This window comes from Frankia sp. R82 (assembly GCF_023716925.1).
In the GTDB taxonomy this organism is placed as follows: Bacteria; Actinomycetota; Actinomycetes; order Frankiales; family Frankiaceae; genus Frankia.
In genome coordinates this window covers 1-20,854 of record NZ_JAMQQG010000046.1, presented here as the reverse complement: position 1 = coordinate 20,854, position 20,854 = coordinate 1, and the positions used below count along the sequence as shown (strand labels likewise).

The 20,854-nt window shown below is 71.1% G+C and carries 17 protein-coding genes and 1 pseudogene; 9 read left to right on the top strand and 9 right to left on the bottom strand.

Annotation, left to right across the window (positions count from 1 at the left end; genetic code table 11):
- The first annotated feature begins 164 nt into the window (after nucleotides 1-164).
- Entirely contained in the window at nucleotides 165-626 is a 462-nt protein-coding gene (locus ND747_RS11920) for an NUDIX hydrolase (protein WP_251733585.1), read from the top strand.
- A gap of 174 nt (nucleotides 627-800) precedes the next feature.
- A complete protein-coding gene (locus tag ND747_RS11915; protein WP_374216214.1) occupies nucleotides 801-1,127 on the top strand; it encodes a winged helix-turn-helix transcriptional regulator in 327 nt (108 codons plus the stop codon).
- Nucleotides 1,128-1,152: 25 nt separating this feature from the next.
- Here the strand turns inward: ND747_RS11915 and ND747_RS11910 are convergent, their stop codons facing one another.
- Nucleotides 1,153-1,785 (bottom strand): LUD domain-containing protein, encoded by a 633-nt coding sequence (locus tag ND747_RS11910; RefSeq protein WP_251733584.1) that lies wholly within the window; start codon nucleotides 1,783-1,785, stop codon nucleotides 1,153-1,155.
- A 535-nt stretch (nucleotides 1,786-2,320) separates the two neighbouring features.
- Here ND747_RS11910 and ND747_RS11905 point away from each other — a divergent pair.
- Both ND747_RS11905 and ND747_RS11900 read left to right on the top strand, forming a co-directional pair.
- On the top strand, nucleotides 2,321-2,533 hold the full coding sequence (locus tag ND747_RS11905; RefSeq protein WP_251733583.1) for a hypothetical protein: 213 nt from the start codon (nucleotides 2,321-2,323) through the stop codon (nucleotides 2,531-2,533).
- A 27-nt stretch (nucleotides 2,534-2,560) separates the two neighbouring features.
- Nucleotides 2,561-3,253 (top strand): TetR/AcrR family transcriptional regulator, encoded by a 693-nt coding sequence (locus ND747_RS11900; protein WP_251733582.1) that lies wholly within the window; start codon nucleotides 2,561-2,563, stop codon nucleotides 3,251-3,253.
- Here the strand turns inward: ND747_RS11900 and ND747_RS11895 are convergent.
- Complete coding sequence (locus ND747_RS11895; protein ID WP_251733581.1) at nucleotides 3,250-4,710, bottom strand: DHA2 family efflux MFS transporter permease subunit; 1,461 nt, start codon at nucleotides 4,708-4,710, stop codon at nucleotides 3,250-3,252. The two genes, ND747_RS11900 and ND747_RS11895, sit on opposite strands and share 4 nt — an antisense overlap.
- Before the next feature lie 79 nt (nucleotides 4,711-4,789).
- Between ND747_RS11895 and ND747_RS11890 the strand changes: the two genes are divergently transcribed.
- Together ND747_RS11890 and ND747_RS11885 are read left to right on the top strand one after the other, a co-directional pair.
- The gene (locus ND747_RS11890; RefSeq protein WP_251733580.1) at nucleotides 4,790-4,981 is read left to right on the top strand and encodes a hypothetical protein; all 192 of its coding nucleotides are present in this window, start codon (nucleotides 4,790-4,792) and stop codon (nucleotides 4,979-4,981) included.
- Nucleotides 4,982-5,031: 50 nt separating this feature from the next.
- On the top strand, nucleotides 5,032-5,427 hold the full coding sequence (locus tag ND747_RS11885; RefSeq protein WP_251733579.1) for an alpha/beta hydrolase fold domain-containing protein: 396 nt from the start codon (nucleotides 5,032-5,034) through the stop codon (nucleotides 5,425-5,427).
- A 239-nt stretch (nucleotides 5,428-5,666) separates the two neighbouring features.
- Here ND747_RS11885 and ND747_RS11880 read toward each other — a convergent pair whose 3' ends face one another.
- Nucleotides 5,667-6,578, bottom strand: coding sequence for an SGNH/GDSL hydrolase family protein (locus tag ND747_RS11880; protein ID WP_251733578.1), 912 nt, complete (start codon nucleotides 6,576-6,578; stop codon nucleotides 5,667-5,669).
- Between the two features lie 160 nt (nucleotides 6,579-6,738).
- Here ND747_RS11880 and ND747_RS11875 point away from each other — a divergent pair, with 160 nt between their 5' ends.
- Together ND747_RS11875 and ND747_RS11870 are read left to right on the top strand one after the other, a co-directional pair.
- Nucleotides 6,739-7,497 (top strand): TetR/AcrR family transcriptional regulator, encoded by a 759-nt coding sequence (locus ND747_RS11875; protein WP_251733577.1) that lies wholly within the window; start codon nucleotides 6,739-6,741, stop codon nucleotides 7,495-7,497.
- A gap of 108 nt (nucleotides 7,498-7,605) precedes the next feature.
- Nucleotides 7,606-7,995, top strand: coding sequence for a hypothetical protein (locus tag ND747_RS11870; RefSeq protein ID WP_251733576.1), 390 nt, complete (start codon nucleotides 7,606-7,608; stop codon nucleotides 7,993-7,995).
- On the opposite strand, the gene ND747_RS11865 is transcribed toward ND747_RS11870, so the two are convergent.
- Nucleotides 7,979-8,698, bottom strand: a complete 720-nt coding sequence (locus tag ND747_RS11865; protein ID WP_251733575.1) for a hypothetical protein — start codon at nucleotides 8,696-8,698, stop codon at nucleotides 7,979-7,981. The two genes, ND747_RS11870 and ND747_RS11865, sit on opposite strands and share 17 nt — an antisense overlap.
- Before the next feature lie 675 nt (nucleotides 8,699-9,373).
- Here ND747_RS11865 and ND747_RS11860 point away from each other — a divergent pair.
- Nucleotides 9,374-9,694, top strand: coding sequence for a hypothetical protein (locus ND747_RS11860; RefSeq protein WP_251733574.1), 321 nt, complete (start codon nucleotides 9,374-9,376; stop codon nucleotides 9,692-9,694).
- A 704-nt stretch (nucleotides 9,695-10,398) separates the two neighbouring features.
- Here the strand turns inward: ND747_RS11860 and ND747_RS11855 are convergent.
- The 5 genes and pseudogenes from ND747_RS11855 to ND747_RS11835 form a co-directional block, all read right to left on the bottom strand.
- Nucleotides 10,399-12,213, bottom strand: coding sequence for a protein kinase (locus ND747_RS11855; protein WP_251733573.1), 1,815 nt, complete (start codon nucleotides 12,211-12,213; stop codon nucleotides 10,399-10,401).
- A gap of 163 nt (nucleotides 12,214-12,376) precedes the next feature.
- The gene (locus ND747_RS11850; RefSeq protein ID WP_251733572.1) at nucleotides 12,377-13,969 is read right to left on the bottom strand and encodes a TROVE domain-containing protein; all 1,593 of its coding nucleotides are present in this window, start codon (nucleotides 13,967-13,969) and stop codon (nucleotides 12,377-12,379) included.
- A 491-nt stretch (nucleotides 13,970-14,460) separates the two neighbouring features.
- On the bottom strand, nucleotides 14,461-15,918 hold the full coding sequence (locus tag ND747_RS11845; protein ID WP_251733571.1) for a hypothetical protein: 1,458 nt from the start codon (nucleotides 15,916-15,918) through the stop codon (nucleotides 14,461-14,463).
- Between the two features lie 78 nt (nucleotides 15,919-15,996).
- Nucleotides 15,997-19,932 (bottom strand): hypothetical protein, encoded by a 3,936-nt coding sequence (locus tag ND747_RS11840; RefSeq protein WP_251733570.1) that lies wholly within the window; start codon nucleotides 19,930-19,932, stop codon nucleotides 15,997-15,999.
- Nucleotides 19,929-20,854 (bottom strand): annotated as a pseudogene (locus ND747_RS11835) (hypothetical protein); the annotation flags it as partial. The gene ND747_RS11840 and the pseudogene ND747_RS11835, both read right to left, overlap by 4 nt.

Below are 20,854 nucleotides of genomic sequence, written 5' to 3'. Positions count from 1 at the left end.
CCCGTGTGGCCCGGCAATCCTTCCCGGTACGAGCGAAAAGAACAGGACATACTTCGGCAACATTGGCGTGCCGCCTGCCGGGCAGAGCGCGCCCTGGATGAGCGACGGTGCGGCCGGCGGGTCGCCTACGGCCGGGTTCGGACGGTCGCTGTTAGTCTTTCCCCGTGTCGGCATCCACCGGTTTTCCGCTCAGTCAGCGCGATTTCGACGCCATCTACGGCAGAGTGCCGCGGCTGTGCGTCGAGGTGGTGATTTCCGGTCCGGCCGGTCTGCTGCTGACGAAACGGGACATCGAGCCCTGTCTGGGGCAGTGGCATCTGCCGGGGGGCACGGTGTTCTTCGGCGAGTCGCTGCCGGCTGCGGTGGAACGGGTGGCCGCGCGGGAGCTCGGGGTTGCGGTCACGGTGGGCGCCCTGCTCGGCTACATCGAATATCCGCTGATGGCGGCGGCGGGCTACCGCGGCTGGCCGATCGGTGTCGCGTTCGAGGCGACGCTGGCGGGTGGCCAACCGGTTGGCAGCGGCGAGGGCCGCGAGGTCGGCTGGTTCGCCGAGATCCCCCCGAACACCATCACCGAACAGGCCGACTTCCTGCGACGCCGCGCGCTGTGGGCCGCTCAGGCCTGAAGCATCCCGATACATCCGGGGAGAAACGTAGAGTACGTCGCAGGCGGGTGACACGGGGTGCGGGAGGTGGCTGTGACAGTAGCCGAGAACCGGCGCCGGTACAGCAGCGAGGAACTGTCCGCGCTGCGGGTGGTGCAACCGGTGGCGGATGCGGACTGTCGCGTCCGGGCTGTGATGGACCGGGTCGGCGACAAGTGGTCGGTGGCGGTGGTCAACGAGATCAGCGGCGGCCCCCGGCGCTTCTCCGAGATCAAACGGTGCCTGCCCGGCATCAACCAGCGGATGCTCACCAGCACGCTGCGGGTGCTCGAGCGGGACGGGCTGGTGACCCGCACCGTGTATCCGGAGGTGCCGCCCAGGGTGGACTACGAGCTGACCGACATGGGCCGGGCGATGCTGGACACCGTGTCGTCCCTGCTGGACTGGGCCCAGCGCAACGTCGACGGCATCGACGAGGCCCGGCGGCGCTACGACGCCCGCCGGGCCCCGGCCGAAGGCTGACTCAGGGCGCTCAGAGTCAGGGCGCTCAGAAGCCGATGGTCTCGCGGACGAGAACGACGACGCCGCGGTCCGGGAACGCCTCGCGCTCCAGGATCAGGAACCGGCCGAGAAACGACGGCTGGTTGTAGAGGTCGGTCAGCCGCTGGTACTCCCGGGGCAGGCTGTACGTACGAATGCGGCGCAGGGCGGTCGGTAGGTCGGCCACGATCTTCTGTGAGCCGACCACCCAGATGGCCCGCCGCGCACCCGACGCGTACGGCGCGAACTGGCTGCCACTGGCCGAGCCGACGACCAGTGACCCGTCCTCGGTCACCGCGTGCACGCTGCCGACGACCACGTCGGGGCTGGCCCCGAGCCGGATCGTCGCGTAAACGTCGTCGCCGGGCGCGGGAGCGTTCGACCGCACCGAGGTGTACTTCCCGGACTCGTCGATGTCGGCGAGGATGCCGGAAATGCGCAGCGTCTCGCTGGAGGCGGTGAAGATGCTCTGGCCGTCGGTGGGCAGCAGGTCGCCGAGAAGCTCGCGGGCCTGCTCGACAGTGTCGACAACATACACGGTATAGCCGTGTTCCTGCAGGGCGGCAACAGCCCGGTCGAGCTGTTCCGTGCCGGCCGGCAGGGAGAACGTCTCGTCGAGAGGTGGGGCTTCGACGGTCATCGTCGTCCTTTCGGAGTGCGGGGATCAGGTGGAGGATGGTGCGGGCCTGCAGGTGCGTTCCCCGAGTCTGGGCGACGTCACGGAGCCACGGAAGAGGGCACTTTTTTCTGCCTTGGTGTGTTGGAGGGAACCATCAGCACCGCATCAACCATGGAATGATCATGGATATATCGGTGGGGTGTTCCAGCGGGAGGGCGCGGGGCTGGCGCTCGCGTCAGGTCGCAGACAGCCAGCGTCGGTAGGTCTTCTCCCGTCCGGTTCACTGGCCGGCAGACCGGTTTCTCGGCCGTGCGGCGGTGACCGTGAAGAAGTGGAGAAAACGATGCGTGGCATGGATCCCGGAACTGTCGGCTCGCGCCGACGGTAGCTCCTTGCAAAGTCCCGATTGTTGTCCCGGTCCGTGCGGAAACCGGCGCGGAAACGAGGAGAGGAACAGCGGATACCGTGCCGGTGATGAGATCACGACTTTCGGTCTGGTCGCAGAACGACGACACCGAGCGGCTCCGTCAGCCGGGTGTTCGAGGTCCTCACCAACGTGTTCGTTGACGACCGACGGGTTGCCACCCCCGGCGCCGAATCAACCATCGTGATCGCCGGCACCGACCTGGACGCGGTGGCTGAACGGATCTGTGACCAGGTCGGCACGTCGATCACCGAAGCCGAGTGGTCGCGGCCCGTGGGTGGCGACTACGACTCGCCGTGCCCCTGGCCGCTCACCGGGCGCCGCTCCGCGGTGGAGCGGTCTTGACCTGCCGACTCCCGGTAACGTAGGAGAATGCGCAGACCGGGGGTTACCGCGGCCGGGGCGGCCGGCAGGTCCGGTGCGGTCGGGGCGCGAGGGCGGATCGACAAGCGGCAGGCGATTCTGGATGCGGCCTTCGCCGTGTTCGCGCGTGAGGGTTATTCGCAGGCGAGTATCGACCTGATCGCGGGCGAGGCCGGCGTGGCCAAGCCCACGATCTACAACCATTTCGAGAACAAGGAGAGCCTGTTCCGCCACGCGATGACGGCTACCGCCGACCGGGCTTCGGTCAAGACGATCGCCGCGGTCGGCCGGCTGTCGGCCGACGTGGCCGACGTCCGGCTCGCGTTCGTGGACGTCGGCCGCGCCCTGCTGGCGTGCTACTGCGCCGATGACTCGTGGGCGCTGCGCCGCCTGCTGTACGCCGAGATCACCCGCTTCCCGGATCTGTTCGACCTGCTCGGCGCCAGCGGCCCCGAGCAGGTGAGCGAGCTGTTCGCCGACCGGCTCGCCCGGCTCACGCTGGCCGGCCGGCTGCAGTTGAGCGATCCGGTCGAGGCCGCGGAACAGTTCCTCGCGCTGCTCACCGGCCCGGTCGCGGGTCGGTCGGCGCTTGGCACCCGCCCGTTCGACCAGGCCCAGCAGCGACGTACCGCGGAGGCTGCGACCAGCACGTTTCTCCGCGCGTTCGCCGCGGCCCCGACGGACGCCGCGACGCAGCGCTAGCCGCTCGCCGTGGACCCCGGCACGGCCTCGGTGGCCGGAACCCGGCCAGCCGCCGGCGCTGGCCGGCCGGGCAGCAGGAAACCGGCGGCGAACACGACCAGTCCGGCCGCGAACGGCCACCAGAAGGCGTGGCCGAACGACGCGGTCGTCGCAGCGGTGTGTACGCCGCCGTCCTGCAGGATCAGCGCGACCACCGACACGCCCAGCGAGGCGCCGAGCTGGTTGAGGATGAACACCGCCCCGGTCGCGGCGGCCACCGTGGTGGGGGGAACCGTGCGATAGACCGAGCCCATCGTGGGCGCGCCGACCAGGCCCAGGCCGAAGCCGATGGCGAGCTGGGCGATGGTCAGCGGCACCTGGGAGGTGCCGGCATCGGAGCGGGTGAACAGCAGGGCGCCCGCGCAGACGAGCAGGGCTCCGGTGGGCACCAGCACCCGGGCGCCCATCCGGTCGGCGAGATTACCGGCCACCGGCATGCCGATCATGGCGCCGAGCCCCAGCGGTGCCAGCAGCAGGCCGGACTCCAGCACGGTGTGGCCGTGGACCTGCTGGTAATAGAGCGGGAGTAGGAACAGCAACGAGAACAGGCCGCCGCCGACCAGGAACATCACGGTGATCGCGGCGGCGAAGGCCCGGCTGGCGAACAGCCGCAGATCCAGCAGCGGGATGGCGGCGGTGCGCAGCGCGTGCGCCGCGTAGACGACGAACAGCACGGTGCCGACGAGCAGGCCGGCCAGGACCCGGATGCTGCTGAAGCCGTGGCTGCCGGCCTGGGACAGGGCGAAGACCAGCGCGGCGAAGCCTGGGCACAACGTGGCCATGCCGAGAGCGTCCAGCGGCACCGGGGTGGCGTCCCGCGGAGGGTCGGGGGGCAGCACGAGGATCGCGAGCACGATCGCGGCGACCGCGAACGGAACGCTCACCAGGAACATCCACTCCCAGGCGAGGTTCTCCAGCAGCAGACCACCCACGACCGGGCCGAGCACCGGCCCGAGGGTGATCGGGAACGAGATCAGCCCCATCACCCGCCCGATGCGGGCCGGGCCGGCCGCGTCGGCCACCACGGCCATCATGATCGGATCGACCATGCCGCCACCGAGACCCTGCACCACCCGGAAGGAGATCAGGCTCGGGGCGTTCCAGGCCGCCGCGCACAGCGCCGAGCCGACGAGGAACAGCGACAGGCCGAGCAGCCACATGCGCTTCGCGCCGAACCGGACCGTCGCCCAGCCGGCCAGGGGGATGGCCAGCGCGACGGCCAGCAGATAACCGGTGGTGACCCACTCGACGGTGGCCAGCGAGGCGTCGAACCGCGCACCGAGGGTGCTGATCCCGACGTTGACGATCGTCGCGTCCAGGTAGGACATCATCCCGCCGAGGACCATCACCCCCACCAGGACCAACAGGGCGCGATCAAGCCCCGTAGGGGCGTCCGCCGCCGCGTCCGGGTAAGCCATGAAACCCCCTGTGAAACGGCTCTCGACAAAAACTGAACCAATCGTTTCAACTTGGTGAGTCGGACGGTAGCATATGCTCATGGACGGACGGGAGAGCGCCAACGCAGCTCGACTGCCCGCGGGCCGGGCGCCGGGGGGCGGCACCACGCCGGGCGGGGCTGCGGCGCCGAGGACGGGAACGATCACCGACCTCGTCGCGGCGATCCGCCGGGACCATGCCGAGCAGGTGGCGTTCCATGCCGACACACCGCCCCCGGTACCGGGAGACTGACCATCGCTGACCATGTCCTGCAGGGCACCGGCGAGGACGTGCGGATCCGGATGCGGGTCCATCGCCCGCACAGCGGGTCCCTGCTCCCGCTGGCGGTCTATCTGCATGGCGGCGCGTTCGTGCTCGGCAGCCTCGACCTGGTGCACGACAACGTCGCCGCGCTCACCCTCGGCGCCGAGGCGGTGGTGATGTCGGTCGCCTACCGGCTGGCCCCCGAACATCCCTTCCCTGCCGGCCTGGACGACTGCGTCAGCGCCGGCGCGACCCTGGCACTGGGGGTGGCGCTACGCACCCGCGACACCGGTGGTCCGTCACCGCGGTTCCTGAGCCTGACCATGCCCGCCCTCGACGACCGCCTGCAGACGCCGTCCATGCTGGCCGCGGTGGACGCCCCGGTATGGAGCCCGACCGCTGGCCGTCCAGAGCTGGCGCCTCTACCTCGGTGACGGGGCGACCGAGGCCAGTCCGTACGCGGCTCCCGCCCGAGCTGCACACCTTCGCAGACGCCTTGCACGGGTTCGCCGGCCTGGACGCACCGACCGAGCGGCGAGCCCGCGACGAGCAGCTTGTGGCCCTGTGCCGCGGCTTGGGTACTACCTGAGCCTGCCAGGGCGGGGTCTGCTGTTCGACTCCCGTATCGACCGGGTGGCGACGCGGGAGTCGAACGGGCTGGTCCGACCTCGGGTTACCCCTGTGACGCGGTGGCTGGCTGGCTGGCGGGACGGGGGAGGGCCTTGGCGATCAGAGCACTGAGTGCGGCGGTGCCGGTCGCGTCGGGGTGGTAGGGCGTGCCGGTCGCGTTCGAGCCCTCGACCCAGCGGTCGGCGTCGGGGGCGCAGACATCGTGTCCGGCGCTGGCGGTGTAGGCGTCGATGAAGGTGACGTGGGAATCGGCGGCGGCGAGCCGGGAGGTGTTCTGCAGGGTGGTGCCGATGTCGGCGAGCGCCACGCTGTCAGCGGTGCTGATGACGTTGCCCGGGCAGGTCGTCGGCGGGTTCGGGAACACCCGCGGGTAGGCGACCAGGAGGATGCGCGCCCGCGGGGCCTTGGCCTTGATCGCGGCGAACAGCTTGGTGAAGTTGGTACGCAGCGTCGCCGAGGCGGTTTTGGTGGCCTCGGGGGTGGGCAGATTGGTGCACGGCTGTCCGGCGCTCGCCGAGTTCGCGCAGATCAGCGTGCTCAGGGAGTAGGTGAGGTCGTTGCCGCCGGCGGTGATGGTGACCAGCCGGGTGTCCGCGGTGAGCGCGTCGATCTGGGCGGGATGGTCGCCCTGAGGGGTGTTGAGCAGGTTCAGGACGGTCGCGCCGCCGCAGGTGACGTCGACGAGGTCGAGGTGAAGCCGGCTGGCGAGCAGGTGGGGGTAGTTCTGGGCGGAGCGCAGGCAGCCATCGCTGATGTCGGGGCCGATGCCGGTGCCGGCAGCGAAGGAGCTGCCCATCGCGACGTAACGGCCCTTTATCGGGGTGGCTGACGAGGTGAGCGCGGTGGTGAGCGTAGCGGTGCGCGCGGCGGCGCGGGTGGCGGTGGGAGCTGGGGAGCCCGAACTCGAGCTGCAGCCGACGATCGAGATCGCCCCGGCAAGTCCACAAGCGACCAAGCGGGCCTTCATTGCTGGACGCATCAATTTTGCCTCTCCGGCGGTACGAAACTGGAATATTGCTAGATGTCCGGTCAGATATACGAGCGCTGCTCGTATAGCGCGCCGGTGTATTTTCTAGGTGATGCTCGCGCAGGTCAAGGCTGTAGTGGACGGTGACGTGCAGATCTCAGCGGGGCGGGCAGGCGGCGGGTCGGGCGGCTACGCCCGCCGGCCGGGATCGATGGGCTGGTGGGCCGACCGGGTCGGCGCGGCGGCGCGGCGCCGACCCCGCGCGGGCGGGTTGTCGACGCAGCGGATCGTGCAGGCGGCGATCGAGGTGCTCAACGAGCGCGGCTTCGAGGCGTTGACGGTGCGCGCGGTCGCCGACCGGCTCGATACCAGCAGCGGCGCCCTCTACCAGCACATCGCCAGCCGCGACGAGCTGATCGTGCTGGTCGCCGATCACTATCTCGGGCAGGCGCGGCTGCGCCCGGGCAGCGGCGCGGACTGGCGTACGGATGTCGAGGAGCTGATCCGCGAGATACGGCGCATCCTGCTGGAAGCGCCACTGCCCCCGTCGGCCTCGACCGACCGGGCCATCTGGGGGCCCGGCACGCTCCGGATCGTCGACGCCGCCCTCGGCCTGTTCCTGGCCGCCGGACTGACGAACGACCAGGCCAGCTTCGCGACGGCCGCGATCATCGACTTCGTCTTCGGCGCGGTCTCGATCCAACGTGGCAGCGGCGGTCGCGGACTGCACGGAGCCGGTGACGGCGACAGCATCAGGACGTTCCTGGAAACCCTGCCGGGAGACCAGTACACGGCGCTGCGCACCGCCGGCCCGGCCTTCCTCGCTGCCAGCGCCGACAGTGTCTTCGCCCAGGGCATGGCGTTCGTTCTCGATGGCGTGGCCAGCCGCTTCTTCGGCCAGCCCTGACGGGGAGGGCGTCACCCACCCGGTGCGTCCCGGCGAGCAGGGCCGCGACCTCCGAGCGGTTTACCCAGCCGCAAGACGGGCTTTAGCGCTCCCGGTGACCATCGCCGAATGTATATCCAGGCTCGTCGTCAGGGCGTGGCTCGTCGTCAGGGCGTGGTATGGCGCTGGCTACGGGCGGTCGTCCGCGAGCTGGGCCAGATCGCGGTAACCGCGGCGTTCGTGGAGACCGGCACCCGGGCCGAATTCCTCGTCCTCGGGCACGAGGCTTCGGCCGCCGCGGCGGACTGCGCCGACCGGCGACCGTCCGTCCGGCGGATGTCCAGGGTCGAACGTGACCTGTGGCGCCAGCTGGCCGATCTCACCGCGCCGGATCCCGCGGTGGGCACCCGGCCGCTGACGTCTGGCGGCACTGATGTCTGGCCGGCACCGATGTCCGGCGGCACTGACGTATGGCTGGCGCGGTTCGTCCGTCCGCGGTCGTTCAGGGGGCGGTGGTGACGAAGCCGGCGGTGGCGACGGCGACGGTGGACAGCGGACCGGTGAGGTCGCCGACCAGGACGGTCCAGCGGGTGCCGGTTCGGTCGATGCCGCCGGTGGGCGAGTCCGGCCGCGCCCACACGATGTCGCGCGGGCCGCAGGAGTAGTAGCCGACGTAGTCCGGATGGTTCTGCGGGGCGCCCCAGGCGCCGCCGTCGCGCAGCCGGCAGTGCTCCCCGTTGGCCAGGTCCAGACGCAGCGGGGCGGGATGGCGGGGCGGGGAGACCTTGGCGACGAGCGACCCGGCGGTGAGTGCGGTGAGGATGGTCGAGTACGGGTCGCGCAGGCAGAGCATCCGGCGGGGCTGGGGTGTCGGCCAGCAGGCGTCGGCGGCAGCGGCACTGGGGGAGCAGTAGTAGATGTCGCCGCTGACGGCGGCCGGCGACGGAAACGCCTGACTGGTGTCGCCACAGTCGATGGGCGAGTTCGGATCTTCGCTTCCCTCGACGGTCCAGCCCCTGGCCGGTTGCCCATGGCGGTCGACCGGCGCCAGATTGACCAGCCGGGTCGCCTGGCCGCCGCGGGTGCCGGCCGTTCCCGAGCTCCCCCTCCCGGTACCCGTCCCCGCAGCCGCCCTTGTCGTCGTGGCCCTTGTCGTTGTGGCCGTTGTCGTTGTGGCGGTTGTCGTCGTCGCAGCCGGGACTGTCGTCGCGGTGGACACCATGGGCGGTGTTGTCGCCGCCGCTTGTGCGTCAGTCTGCCCCGCGCTGCCACAGCCTGCGAGCGCCGTCACCGACGCGACCCCGAGGACGATCGTCCACCTGCGGACGCCGGCCGTTCGCCAACCCAGCCTGCCTGCCCACATGTCTGCCTCCCATCAGGTCCCGCCGGGGCGCCAGATGACCCGACCAGCGGACTGTAATCGCCGGTCGGTGGCTTTTTCCGCCCCTGTCCGACACCCGACGACCCCCATATGACGTGCATCTCCGGCCTCTGCGGAGAACCACGGGTCCGCACGTGCGAATCCTGTCGTAAATCGGTCAGGAAAACGATTTTCGGGTCCGATCGGTCGATGGTGAGAGTACCGTCGTCCATGGCGGCGCGGGCGTGAGTTCGAGGGGCGCACCATTACCGGAGCGCGTGGCGTCTCTACTACCCGGGCGGCTCGCTCTATTTGCTGGATACCAGCCGAACCGGGGTGTGTCCGGGGAATCCGGGCTGGGGAAACACCGCGGCAGGCTTTCTCTTCCACCTGGAGGTGTACTCGTACACCTGAGGATCGGATCCAGCACCACGCAGCATTTCTGACGATGCCCCGCGCGGCCGGAGCGGGCGGCCGCGATCGGTACCCCCGGCCTGAACCGGCCGGACGCTCACGACCCTCGGCGACACTTGTGTAGTGCCGAACCATCATGAGCGTGCCGACATCGAGCGGATCGTCGACCTGCTCGTCGGTCGGCTCGCCGCCCGCCTGCGCACCGAGCAGGGCATCGAGCTCACCCTCGGCCCGCGCGCCCGCGCCCGCCTGCTCGTCGAGCTCACCGCCGATCTGCCCCTCGACGACCACCGCGTCCACCGCGCGCTCGAGGACATGCTGATCGACCCGCTCGACCAGGCCCTGCGCACGCGCGAACCGGCGGCGCGGTCCGGCACCCTGACGGTGTCCGACGTGGCCCGCGAGTACGGCACCTGGACCGTGTCACTCGTCTGGCCGGCATGAGACGTCCCCGCACCAGGTGGTCAGCCGGCCCGTGCCTCCGTGTCTCCGTGGGCCCGTGTCTCAGCGGGCCCGTGTCTCCGTGTCTGCCGTGGACAGCGACCGTTCCGCCAAGTCACGGATTCCTGCCGAGGCGGAGTGAAGGTTCCGGCCCGCCGATCCTTCACCAGGCCTCGGCAAGAACGGATCATGGCTTTCGGGCGTCCGCACCGGACCCGGTTTCGCCACAGGGAGTGGCGTTGGTGGCACGGAAGGTATCGGTCGACGGGTGTCGGGGGTGGCTGGGTGCGAGAGTGTTCCGGCGGGACGTCCACCGGCCCCCAGGGCGGTCACTCTCCGACATCTCTGCGCGGAACGTGACGACACGCCTACATCTCGACGAGCCAGGGTCACCGGTCGGGGCCGGCGGACCCGCGGATCGTGGGGTGGCTACGGCCGACGGCCGACGGACGCGGCAGGAGGTCCGCCGGAGCACGGACAGACCCACCGGGCGCACTGGGAACCGCGGCAGCTTTTCGTGGATCAAGAAGCTGCTGCGGTCAGGGTGCGAAACGCGGTTGCTGGGCCCGGTGGTTGTCGGGCTGAGCGACCACGGTTCGTGGAGTGGCCCGGGCATGGCAGCGAACGGGCCGTCATGTGGACGCGTGGTAGCGACGTAGTTATGTTTCGCGAACGATGAGGATTAACCAAGATCCACGAGGAGTGGCCTAACGTGCGTGCCACACGCGGCTTGACGCGGCGGTGCGGCTGGCCGGGGGTAGCGTCCCGTCGTTGGTGACGGGGCCCGAGGGGCCAGCGGCGGTGAAGGTGACGTTGACGGTGGTGCCGTGTGGGCAGCAGTAGTCGTCGCCGGGGGCGTATCCGGCGTACCGCAGGACGACGCTCGGGCTGGTGGCGGTTGCCGCCTGGACGAGGGTGACGGCGCTGCTGGGTTCCGGCGCGTCGTAGCCCACGAAGCAGTCGCCGACGAAGAAGTAGGCGCGGACGAGGTTCGTTCCGGTTGGCTGCTGCACCATGCCGAGCAGCACGTTGAGACTGCGTCCCTGATCGTAGCCGCGGGACTCGCTCACGGACATGCCGTCGGCCTCAAGGTAGGCCTCCGCGTCGAAGACCGATCGGATGCCGCAGCGCGAGCGGGACGGGCCGTTCTGCTGCGTGCCGCTGATGGCGCCGCCGCCTGGCTGGGCGCCGCCGCCCGGCTGGGCACTGTCGTCGCTGACAGCGGTGGTGCCGCCCGGGCCGCCGTTCGCCGAGGTGTCGGTCGACGCGTCGCCAGTCCTCGAATGGCTCGGGCCGTTCGGGCTGTTCGGGCCGTTCGGGCTGTTCAGGCCATTCGGGCTGTTCAGAGCGGTGGGGGTGTTGGGGGACGACTGATGGGTCGGGGAACGCTCGGCCGTCACTGCGGTGGGGCCGGCGGGTGTCACCACGGTCTTTGCGCCGGTGGGCCGCACCGCCCAGGCCACTGCGCCGGCCGCGACGACCAGGGCCAGGGCCATCGACGCGAGCACCCCCCGCCGCGCCCAGCGCCGTCCCTGGACCGGGTGGCCGCTGGTCGCAGGCTCGCCGGCCAGCGGGTGACGTGGCCCGGTGCCACCGCCCGGTGAGCTGGCGGGCGCACCGGGCGCCAGAGATGTGATCTTGGTTTCGTCGCCGTCATCACCGGCTTCGGCGTCGGCGGGGTGGGCGGAGGCGAGGGACGGCGTGCTGTCGGCGGTGATGCCGGCGGCGGCGAGAGCATCCCGTAGCTGTGTGGTGCTCGGCCGGTCCGTCGGGTGCTTCGCCAGCGCGCGGCGGACGACGGGAGCCAGCCGCGCGGGCAGATCGTCCAGATCGGGCTGGCCGTGCAGGATGCGCAGGCCGACGGCCTCGATCGTCTCGGCGTGGAACGGGGAGCGGCCGCTCGCGGCGAAGCTGACACACGCGGCCCAGGCGAAGACGTCGCTGGCCGGACCGGCCGGCTCGCCGCGGATCTGCTCGGGGGCCATCCACGCGACGGTGCCGATCGTGGTGCCGGTCCGGGTGTGGCGGGTGGCGTCGTGCGCGCGGGCGATCCCGAAATCGACGATCTTCGGGCCGTCCCAGGCCAGGATGATGTTGGCGGGTTTGAGGTCGCGGTGCACGACGCCGGCCGCACCGATCGCGACCAGCGCCTCGGCGAGCCCGGACACGCAGCCGTCGAGCACCCGGCCGGTCAGCGGCCCGTGTTCGTCGACGGCTTCGGCGAGGGTACGTCCCTCGACGTATTCGGTGGCGTACCAGGGCTGCTCTGCATCGGCATCGGCGTCGACCAGCGCGGCGACGTACCGGCTGTGCACCCGGCCGACCGCGTCCACCTCGGCGCGGAACCGCCGGCGAAAATCCGGCCGGGACGCGGCCCGCGGGTTCGCGGTCTTGACCGCGACCGGCTGCCCCTGCGGCCCGTAGGCGAGATAGACGATGCCCATCCCGCCGGACCCGATCCGCTGGTGCAGCGCGTAGCCGCCGACCTGCCGCGGATCGCCGTCCTGCAGGGGTTCGACCATGGCAACCCGTTCCCCTCCGCCGACGCCGTCATCAACAAGACGCCGGCCCGCGTGCATGCGTTGCCAACCTGTCGGATAGCCGATCGCGGCTTGCCGCCTGGCGTTCCCTGCTGACGTCCGACGCCGTTCCCTGCTGACGTCCGGCGCCGTTTCGGGGTGCGGTTCAGAACGGCCAGTCGCCGCGGGAGCGGGCGTCGAGCTGGGCCAACAGCTGAAATCCCGCGTCCGACAGTCCGCCGACCGTCACCCGGTTCGCCGCCGACGGCATGTGGGCAGCCGGATAGCCGGCCAGGTTGAAGGTGACGACCGGTACCTGCGGCAGCCTGGTGGGGGAGTCCTGCGACTGCTCGTCGGTCACGATCACTACCCGGTCATGGCCTGCGTAGGTCTCCTCGAACGTGGTCCAGGTCAGGGTGCCACCCAGGTTCGCCCGACCGTGCTCGGCGACCAACGGCAGCACGGATGCGCCGCGGGGAAGGTCGATCCGCCGGTGGTGCGCGGACTGCTCCCCCCAACCACCGGTCGAGCCGTAGACGTGGACATCGGCATTCTCGGCCGCAAGGCCGATCGCGAAGCCGAACAGGGCGGCGGCCTCGGCCCGGGTGACGGTTCCCCGCCGCGACAGCGGGGCGTACATCGACCCGGACTGGTCGACGAGCACCAGGGTTCGGCCCGGCAGCGACGGCACGTTGGCCAGGCTGTGCTGCACCGCCTGTTCCAACGGCCAGGCCCAGCGCAACGACGGCGCCGCCCGGAACGCGGACAGGAAACGCAGCGGGAACATCCGGGAGCGACGCACCTGCTCCGCATCAGTGAACCGCGCCGCCGCCTGCAGCGCGACGGCGTCCGGCACGCCGGCCTCGTCGATGTTGCGCAGGTTGCGTGTCAGCGCCAGCAGCCCCATCGACGGAATCATCGCCGTCCAGGCGGCGGTGTCCATCGGGCCGTCAAGCCAGCCCGACAGCGCCTCCCACGTCATCCCGGCCTCGGCGAGGAAACCGGGCGCGGCGGCGCCCCACGAGTGCAGCTCGGCGGCCCGCTGCGCCGTGGGGATGGCGTCCAGCCGGGCGCGGGCGCGCAGCACCGGGAGCAGCGGCGACGGTGCGCCGTCGCCGTGGTGGCGCCGGTCGAGAAGGTACCGGAAAAGATCTGCCTGCCAGGGGGCGGACGGCTTCGGATGCACCAGCTCGATGACATCCGCGAGCCGCCAACGCTGCGACAGCCCGTCGTACTTCAACGCGGCCTTCTCGGTGAACAGGCGGGTCACCGCGTCGGCGACCCCGCGCTGCACACCACCGGGCAGGGTCGAGTTCGACCTGGGTCCGGTCCAGTAGGCGCAGAACTCACCCGGTTCGTCCGGACGCTGCAACGCGCCGCCGATGACACCGCGGACGCCCGGTACGCCGGCCCGCCGGCCTTCGGGAAGCGTCCGGACGGCCCGGGCGTACTCGGCGGCAGCGATGATCGACGCGGTGCGCATGTTCGCGCCGCTGCGAAGCCACGGGATGAACCGGGCGACCCAGGCGGCGTCTTCGTGGACGGCGGCGTGGATGAGGGCGACGAACCGGTTGTCGCGGTCGTCGGCCTGCTCGTAGAAGGCGTTCTCGCCCACCATGGTGGTGACCGCCAAGAGAAAAAGCTCGCTTCTGACGTCACGGGACCAGCCGGCGCCGCCTTCGGCGGTCAGTGTGGCCGTGGCGGTGCGGATCGGGCCCTGTTCGGCCTGTGTTGCGGCGGCCCTGGCGAGCTTGCCCATCCCATCCTCCCGGTTGACCGGGGACACGAACCTGAGTGACGCCGAGTACCAGATCGAGGAAGCTCTTATATCAGTGCTCTGCCGGACTGAGCTACCAGGCGGCTCGCACCGCCTGGGCGGGAGTCGAACCCGCGACCGCTGATTCCAGTGAAGTATGCCGCCTCTGCGCTTCGGCGCCGCTGTCAGGTTTTCGTATCCGAGTACCCGGACGGCCGCAGGTTTCTCTTTGCAGGAGGAAGTAACCCGCGGTCTTCGCTTCGGACGCGACCGACGCTAGCAGAGGGTTCGGGCGGCCCGCCACCGATTTAAAGGACAGCGGCGCGACGCTGGACAACGCCATCGACGACGTTCTCCGACGCGTCGAGGTCGAGCACCACTGACCCAACGGGCAGCGCCAGGGTGGCGGCGGAATCCGGGCACGGCGCAGGGCACCCTGGATCTCAAGGCGAGCGGCTCGGCGCCGCACCGGTTCTGCGGCGTGAATTGAGCTCCTAGTCGCGGGAGACCCACCAGCTGGAGCCGCCGACGCGGTCGCCCGGGTTCCAGATGAACGCGTACTTGCGGTCGGAGTCGTAGTTGTAGACGGGTGCGTAGAGCCAGCCGCTCTTGTCGTCGTTCCACAGGCCGACGGAGTCGCCGTGGCGGATCACCTCGTGGCCGGCGACGGACAGGCCACAGTTCTCGAGGATCCTGACGACGCTGTTGATGGTCAGTGCGTCGCCGTAGGGCCCGCGCAGTTCACGGATTCGCACGATCTTGTCGCTCGCGACGAACTCGACGCTGCCGGATCCGGAGACGTCACCGTCGACCGAGAGGTCGTGCAGCACCTTCAGCCCGTTGTGGCCGTAGGTGCTTATCTTCTCGCCGACCTCGATGTCCTCTCCCAGCCGTGCACCGTTGATGCCCACGGTGGTCAGCTTGGACCCGACCGTCAGGTCGTCGTTGGCGTTGAGCAGCCCGTCCACGGTGACCCGGGACTGGGCGGAAACAGTGCCCTCGGCCGTCAGCTCCCCCCGGACCGTCACGTCGTCGCGGGCGTACAGCGAGCCGTACAGGTCGAGTGTGGATTCGGCGGTGATCTGGCCGGAGACGGTGACCTGGCCGGAGACGGTGAGTCCGGTCAGGGTGGGGTTGTTGACGGTGACGGTGAGGCTGGCGTACTGCTCGACCGATGCGAAGCCGTTCGCCGTCGCCGCCGCTTCCGCCGCCACGGCTTCCGGCGTGCCGTCGGACGCCGCGGACGCCTTCAGGACGAAGGTGGTGTCGTTGTGGATCGTGCCGGAGGGAACGGACCACGAGGTGCCGGTGCCCTCGTACACGGGGGACTCGTTCCCGCTGCCGTCGTACAGCCAGAAGTAGGTGCCGTTGCTCTCCCAGGACAGCTGCAGGGGATCGCCGGCGTCGATCCTCGTCTGGGGGATGGTCGGCCGGTACGAGCTGCGGGACAGGAAGTTGCGCAGGTAGAAGATGGGTTCGATGACGGGCAGGGTCAGGGTTCGTGGATTCTTGCGGGTGAATCCCTGTGGTTTCAGGCTGGAGGATTCGGCGATCTGGATGAGGAGCGGGTCTCCGGTGGCGGTGGCTATCAGGCCGCTGATACTGAAGGTCAGGGGGTAGGTGACCGGATTCTTGGGGTTGGCGTTGTGGAAGGTGAGCACCTGGTGATCGGTGCCGGCCAGGATGAGTTCCTGGTCGGCGTCCGCTGCCAGTGCCACCGGCTGCCAGTTGCCGTCGTTCACCGCGACGCGCGGATTCTCGGTGAAGTAGGCGGTACCGCTCTGCGTGTTGACCGGTACGGAGACCGCGATCCGGTCGGCGTAGATGGTCTGGTTGCCGTGGATGACGGAGATGTTGATGCGGGCCTCGGTGCCCTTCTCGGGGTCGCCGCCGGCCTCGAGTGGCGAGGGATGAGTGGCGGGGCTGTAGTCGAACAGCGGGTTTTCGGGCACGGCGAAGTCTCCTGGTGTGCGGCGGTGTGATGTGTGGCGGCGTGGAGTGTGCTGGCGTTCTTCGGGGAAAGAAGTCCGCTACTGCTCCGGGTCGGCGAGGAAACGGAGCAGACCGTCTTCGAGCAGAACGGGGCTGTCCGGGAACTGCGCCTCCAGCGGTGCCGGGACCAGCCTGTACGACACCCAGGGCGCCTCCCGCGGCGCGGGGCGCAGCCAGGACCACGAGCCGTTCTTCTCGGCCGGCCGGGGGAAGGCGAGGGTGCCGGCCTCGGAGCCGTGATCGACCTCGGAGCCGTGGTCGGCGTCGGGACCGGCCGCTGAGCCGGAGCCGGGCGGGCTGGCCGGAACGTGTTCGGTGGTGAGGACGGGGCCGACGTGGAACAGCGCCTGCAGGCGACGCAGGGCCTCGTCGGTGTGCCGGGGCGCGACGGTGACGGTGGCGGTGGGCACGATGCCGCTGGTGGCGTGGACGGGGGCACGCGGATCGAGGAGCAGCAGCAGCCGGGTGGGCGCCGGGTCGCCGAACGTCAGTGGGACGTAGTTTCCGGCCGGCCCAGCTCCGGCCGGCCCGGATTCGGTACCCGCGGCCTCGGCCGGGTCGGGCGGCCCGATCTGGACGGTGTAGTCCTGCTGCTCGTCGGGTGCGGTGACGCTGTGGAAACGGTCGTAGTCGTAGGACCCGTCCGGGCCGGTGGCGTAGTAGCCGATCAGGCCGTCGTCGCGGGCGGCCACGTCACCGAGGCGGATCTCGAACCGGTCGCCGGTGAAGGCCGGCGGTGGCGGGTCGAGGGTGGCGGACCAGCCGGTGTCGCGGATGGGGGGTCCCTCGAGGGTCAGCCGCAGCTGCGCGGGGACGAGGGCCAGCGGACGTCCGAGCAGCAGGGACAGGTTCTGGTCGGCGCGCCGACCGAGCGGGTCGGTGGTCCACAGGGTGGAGTCGATGACGTCGAGGAAGGCGGTGACGTTCGCTTCGGTGGCGAGTCTCGCCGAGCCGATGAGGGCCGCGATCTCGGGGGCGTGGGCGGCGAGCTGGGCCAGGGTGGTGATGGCGCTGCCGGGTGGGGGTTCCCACTGGCCGGTGCGCCGACCGTCGGCCCCGGCGAGCAGCCGGTAGGTGCCGAGCAGGAGCCCTGCCGGGTCGTAGAGCAGCAGGCTGTGGTCGAGGTGGTTGGGCAGGATCCAGCCGCAGAGGGGGCTGGGGTCGGCCGCGGTGCCGACGACGCGCGTGCCGGTCTGGGCGTCCAGGAGGTCGAAGTCGAGGCGGGCGGGTTGCAGGGGACGCGGGGGTAGCTGGGCGACGGAGGCGATGGTGGGCGTCAGCGAGGTCCGGGCGACGAGGGCGGTGTCGACGGTGAGCGGGAAGTTGCGGTAGTCGTGCAGGCCGCCGCTCTGGGTGTCGCCGCTGACGACGGTCAGGACCCGGCCGAACTTGTCGTAGAGGAAAAGCTCCTCGATGCAGATCTGCCCCTGGCGGGTCTCGTGGAAGGGGGCGCTGGCGCTGCCGGGCAGGTACGGGACACTGCTGACCCGGCCGCGGTAGCGCGTGGGCAGGCCGTCCGCGGTGGCGGCGTCCGGATAGCCGGCGAGGTCGGCGACGGTGGGAAAGTCGGGGTCGTCGGTCGTGGGGCGGCGAAAGGCCCGCAGGTCGCGGGCGGCCAGGCGCGCGTTGAAGCCGGTGAGCTCCTGGGCGAGCAGCCCCCAGTCGCCGATCGCGGCGAGCCAGGCGTCGAGCTGGTTGCGCTGGTTGCCGGTGCCGTGCTGGGCGACGTACTCCGTCAGCCGGGCGGCGAACAGGGACCGGGGGTGCGGGCCGAGCGCGCTGACACCCGTGACGGTGACCCGATCGACGGGAACGTCCGCGCCCTGCGGGGTGAAGCGGTAGTCGGTGCCGTCGAAGGTCCAGCAGCGCTGCGCGCCCACGGTGTGCGGGATGTGCCGGTAGGAGATCTTCCAGTCCATGAACAGCGGCTCCCAGGGCTGGGCCCAGGGTTCCAGGCCCAGCTGCGGGAGGGTGCCGGTGTAGGCGGCGGGTGGGTGGGCGCTCAGGACGGCCCCGACCTGCTCCGCCGACAGGCCACCGGTGGTGGCCAGTGCGGCGGCGTTGCCGGGATCGAGCAGGAAGTACTCCGCGAGCAGGCCGGGTACCTCGGGTGGGAAGGCGTCGAGACCCGTGATGGCGGGCACCGGGCCGCGCCCGGGTACCGCGGTGATCGTCGTGCCCGCGACCGTGACCGCGCTGATCAGCGCGGCGCCGTCGGCGGTGAGAGGCCGGACGGGAACGGGCTGGTCGGCAACGGTGGCGTCCGCCGGGGGCAGGACCCCCGACAGGCTCACCACGGGGTTGTTGCTCTGCGCGAACGGGGCACGCGGGACGGCCTTGAGTTCGGCGCCCCCGCCGAGTCCCTTCGCCGCGGCGAAGGCGCCGATTCCGGCGAGGAACGCGTCGTGGGCGCTGGCGTGGGCCTGGGTGCGGTCGGGCTGGGGGACCTTCGCGGCCAGCTCCCGCACCTCGGCGGTGCGCACGCGCACGGTGTGGGCGAGTGATCCCGCCCGGTCGGCGTCGAGTTCCCGCACCAGCTGGTCCTGGTCGGGGACGTCGTCGGGCGGGAACATCGCCTGCCCGGCGATCCCGTTCTTCAGCCACAGGGCGTTGAGCTGCCACTGCAGGTCCGCCAGCTCGCCGAGGTGCGCGTCGAGCTGACGCTGGTCGTCGTTGAGCGTGGCCAGCCAGGCCGGCGGGACGAAGACGGGCGGCACCGCGGCCTCGGTGGACGGGCGGCCGGTGGACGGGCTGTCGGTGGGTGCGGTGTCGGTGGACGTGGTGTCGGTGGACGCGGTGTCGACAGGGGGCGGGGTGACCGTCCACCGGTGGCCACCGCCCGACGCGGCGAACGAGGCGTCGCGGACGTGGCGGCGGACCCGCTCGTCGCCGCCGGTCTCCTCGGCGACGGCGAGCAGGTCGTGCAGGAACGCCCGCAGCAGTGCCACGTCGGCGGCCGACGGCGTGGCGCCGGTCGCGTGCAGGGCCTGGCCGGCGAGGGCGGTGAAGGCGTCCTCGGTGGTGTTGCCCAGGGCGACGCTGAGCGCACCGTTGTCGCCGATCGTGTCCAGCGGGTCCGGGACGGGCGCCGCGCTCGCGGCGGGATCCCAGCCGACGGCCAGGGCCGTCCCGGCGTACAGGCTGCGGGCGATCGGGCTGACCGTGGCATCGTGTTCGGCCTCGCCGGTCAGGCGGGGATCCTGCCAGTCCAGGTGCGCGAGGTGGTCCGGGTAGGAGACGGCGGGCGGGCGGGTGGCGAGCACGTCGGCGTCCGGATCGGAGTACCAGCCGATGACCCGGTAGCCGAGGGTGGTGGCGGACGTGAGGTCGGCGAGGTCGTCGAGGAAGGAGAAGACGTTGGTGTTGTGCGGGGTGTAGGTGGTGAAGTAGGGGTCGCCGCTGGCTAGGGCGGTGACGAACAGCGGGTCCCGGCCGGCGCGTTCCGTCCACGGGGTGTCGGTGTGGGCGAAGGCGAGCCCGATCTGGACCTGCCGGACGTCGGGGTCCATGGTGTTGCGGTAGGGGTCGGAGCTGGCCTGCCAGGCGCGCAGGGTGGCGGCGTCGACCAGGTAGGGGCTGGAGCGCACGAGGTCGTGTCCGTCGTCCTGCGCGTGCGGGCTGCACGGGCAGTCGCTTTCGATCACCCACGCCCGGGCGAGGCGGGTGCCGGTACCGCTGACGCGGATCACCAGCCAGCGGTTGGGCACCAGCGGGTAGCGGATCTCACCTGTCACCGGATCCTGGACGCCGTGGCGCAGCCCCCGGGGCAGGGTCCAGTGCAGGTGGACGCCGGTGTGGCTGTGCACCGGATCGTTGCTCTGGCGGTCGCCCCCGTCCGGTTCCGGGCTCAGGTAGTCGTCCAGCGCCAGGTAGGTGTGCTGCCAGCTCCGGAAGGCGTCGCGGCCCTGCAGGGCCCGGTTGACCACGAGGACGTCGAGGTCCACGGGGACGACGAGGGCGGGGCGGGTGGTCAACCTGGGTCTCCGTTCGGGCCGGTGAAGCGGATGGCCTCGGGGACCCTGACCATCTGCAGAGCCAGGTCGGCGGGGCCGAGGGGGCCGACGGCGGTGCCGTGCGCGGAGCCCAGCGCCGTCGTCAGCGCGGGGACGAGCGAACCGAGGTCGAGGATCCGGCCGCTGGCACCGGCACCGGCCCGCAGATGGTCCAGGACGGGGAAGGTGACGTCGGGGCCGAACTGTTCGCCGAGCGGGCGGCCCCCGGACGGGTGCGGTGGGGCCAGCAGGTTGCGCAGCGGGATCAGGCCGTGGTCCTGCACGCCGAACCGGAAGCCCTCCTGGGGCTCGGCGAGTTCGACGACCGCGGGCAGGCCGTCGAACAGGCACAGCAGCACGGTGGGGGAGAGACGGTCCATCCGCAGCAGGGGCAGCGGTGCACCCGCCGGGTCGCTGGCCCGGACGGCGAGGTTCGGCCAGCCGGAGACGAGCGCCGAACGCAGCAGCAGACCGCTGACCGGTCCGAGGACAGCATCGCCCCCTGACGGGTCGCCGGACGTGGTGTCCGGTGGTGCGGTGGCGCGCTGCGTCGCGCGGTAGCCGGCCGCCTTCGCCGCCGCCGCGGCCCGAATGGTGGCGGCGACGATCTGGTCCTGCGCGGTGTCCCGACTGGACTGCGCGCCGATGCTGAGCGCACCGGAGACCAGGGCGTCCAGCCAGCTGGGGTCGAGGTGGAAGAACCGCAGCGACTCCCGTGGCAGCATCCGCTCGTCGGGCACCAGCGGGGTGAACGGCACGGGGTACAGCAGCAGGAGCCGTCCGAGCCAGTCCGTGACCGGGTCGAGGTGGTCCGCGAGGCCGCCGCCAGTGTTCGTCGCCGCGGCGAGGGTGGTCCGGGTGGCGTCGGATCGCAGCACGGCCGCGAGCCCGTCGGCCGGGTCGG

What these genes read in the sequence shown, in the direction of transcription:
- ND747_RS11915 (WP_374216214.1), top strand. Translation starts at nt 801, where the DNA reads ATGGACCGGGTCGGCGACAAGTGGTCGGTGGCGGTGGTCAACGAGATC.
- ND747_RS11910 (WP_251733584.1), bottom strand. Translation starts at nt 1,785, where the DNA reads ATGACCGTCGAAGCCCCACCTCTCGACGAGACGTTCTCCCTGCCGGCC.
- ND747_RS11900 (WP_251733582.1), top strand. Translation starts at nt 2,561, where the DNA reads ATGCGCAGACCGGGGGTTACCGCGGCCGGGGCGGCCGGCAGGTCCGGT.
- ND747_RS11895 (WP_251733581.1), bottom strand. Translation starts at nt 4,710, where the DNA reads ATGGCTTACCCGGACGCGGCGGCGGACGCCCCTACGGGGCTTGATCGC.
- ND747_RS11890 (WP_251733580.1), top strand. Translation starts at nt 4,790, where the DNA reads ATGGACGGACGGGAGAGCGCCAACGCAGCTCGACTGCCCGCGGGCCGG.
- ND747_RS11885 (WP_251733579.1), top strand. Translation starts at nt 5,032, where the DNA reads ATGCGGGTCCATCGCCCGCACAGCGGGTCCCTGCTCCCGCTGGCGGTC.
- ND747_RS11870 (WP_251733576.1), top strand. Translation starts at nt 7,606, where the DNA reads ATGTATATCCAGGCTCGTCGTCAGGGCGTGGCTCGTCGTCAGGGCGTG.
- ND747_RS11865 (WP_251733575.1), bottom strand. Translation starts at nt 8,698, where the DNA reads ATGGTGTCCACCGCGACGACAGTCCCGGCTGCGACGACGACAACCGCC.
- ND747_RS11855 (WP_251733573.1), bottom strand. Translation starts at nt 12,213, where the DNA reads ATGGTCGAACCCCTGCAGGACGGCGATCCGCGGCAGGTCGGCGGCTAC.
- ND747_RS11850 (WP_251733572.1), bottom strand. Translation starts at nt 13,969, where the DNA reads ATGGGCAAGCTCGCCAGGGCCGCCGCAACACAGGCCGAACAGGGCCCG.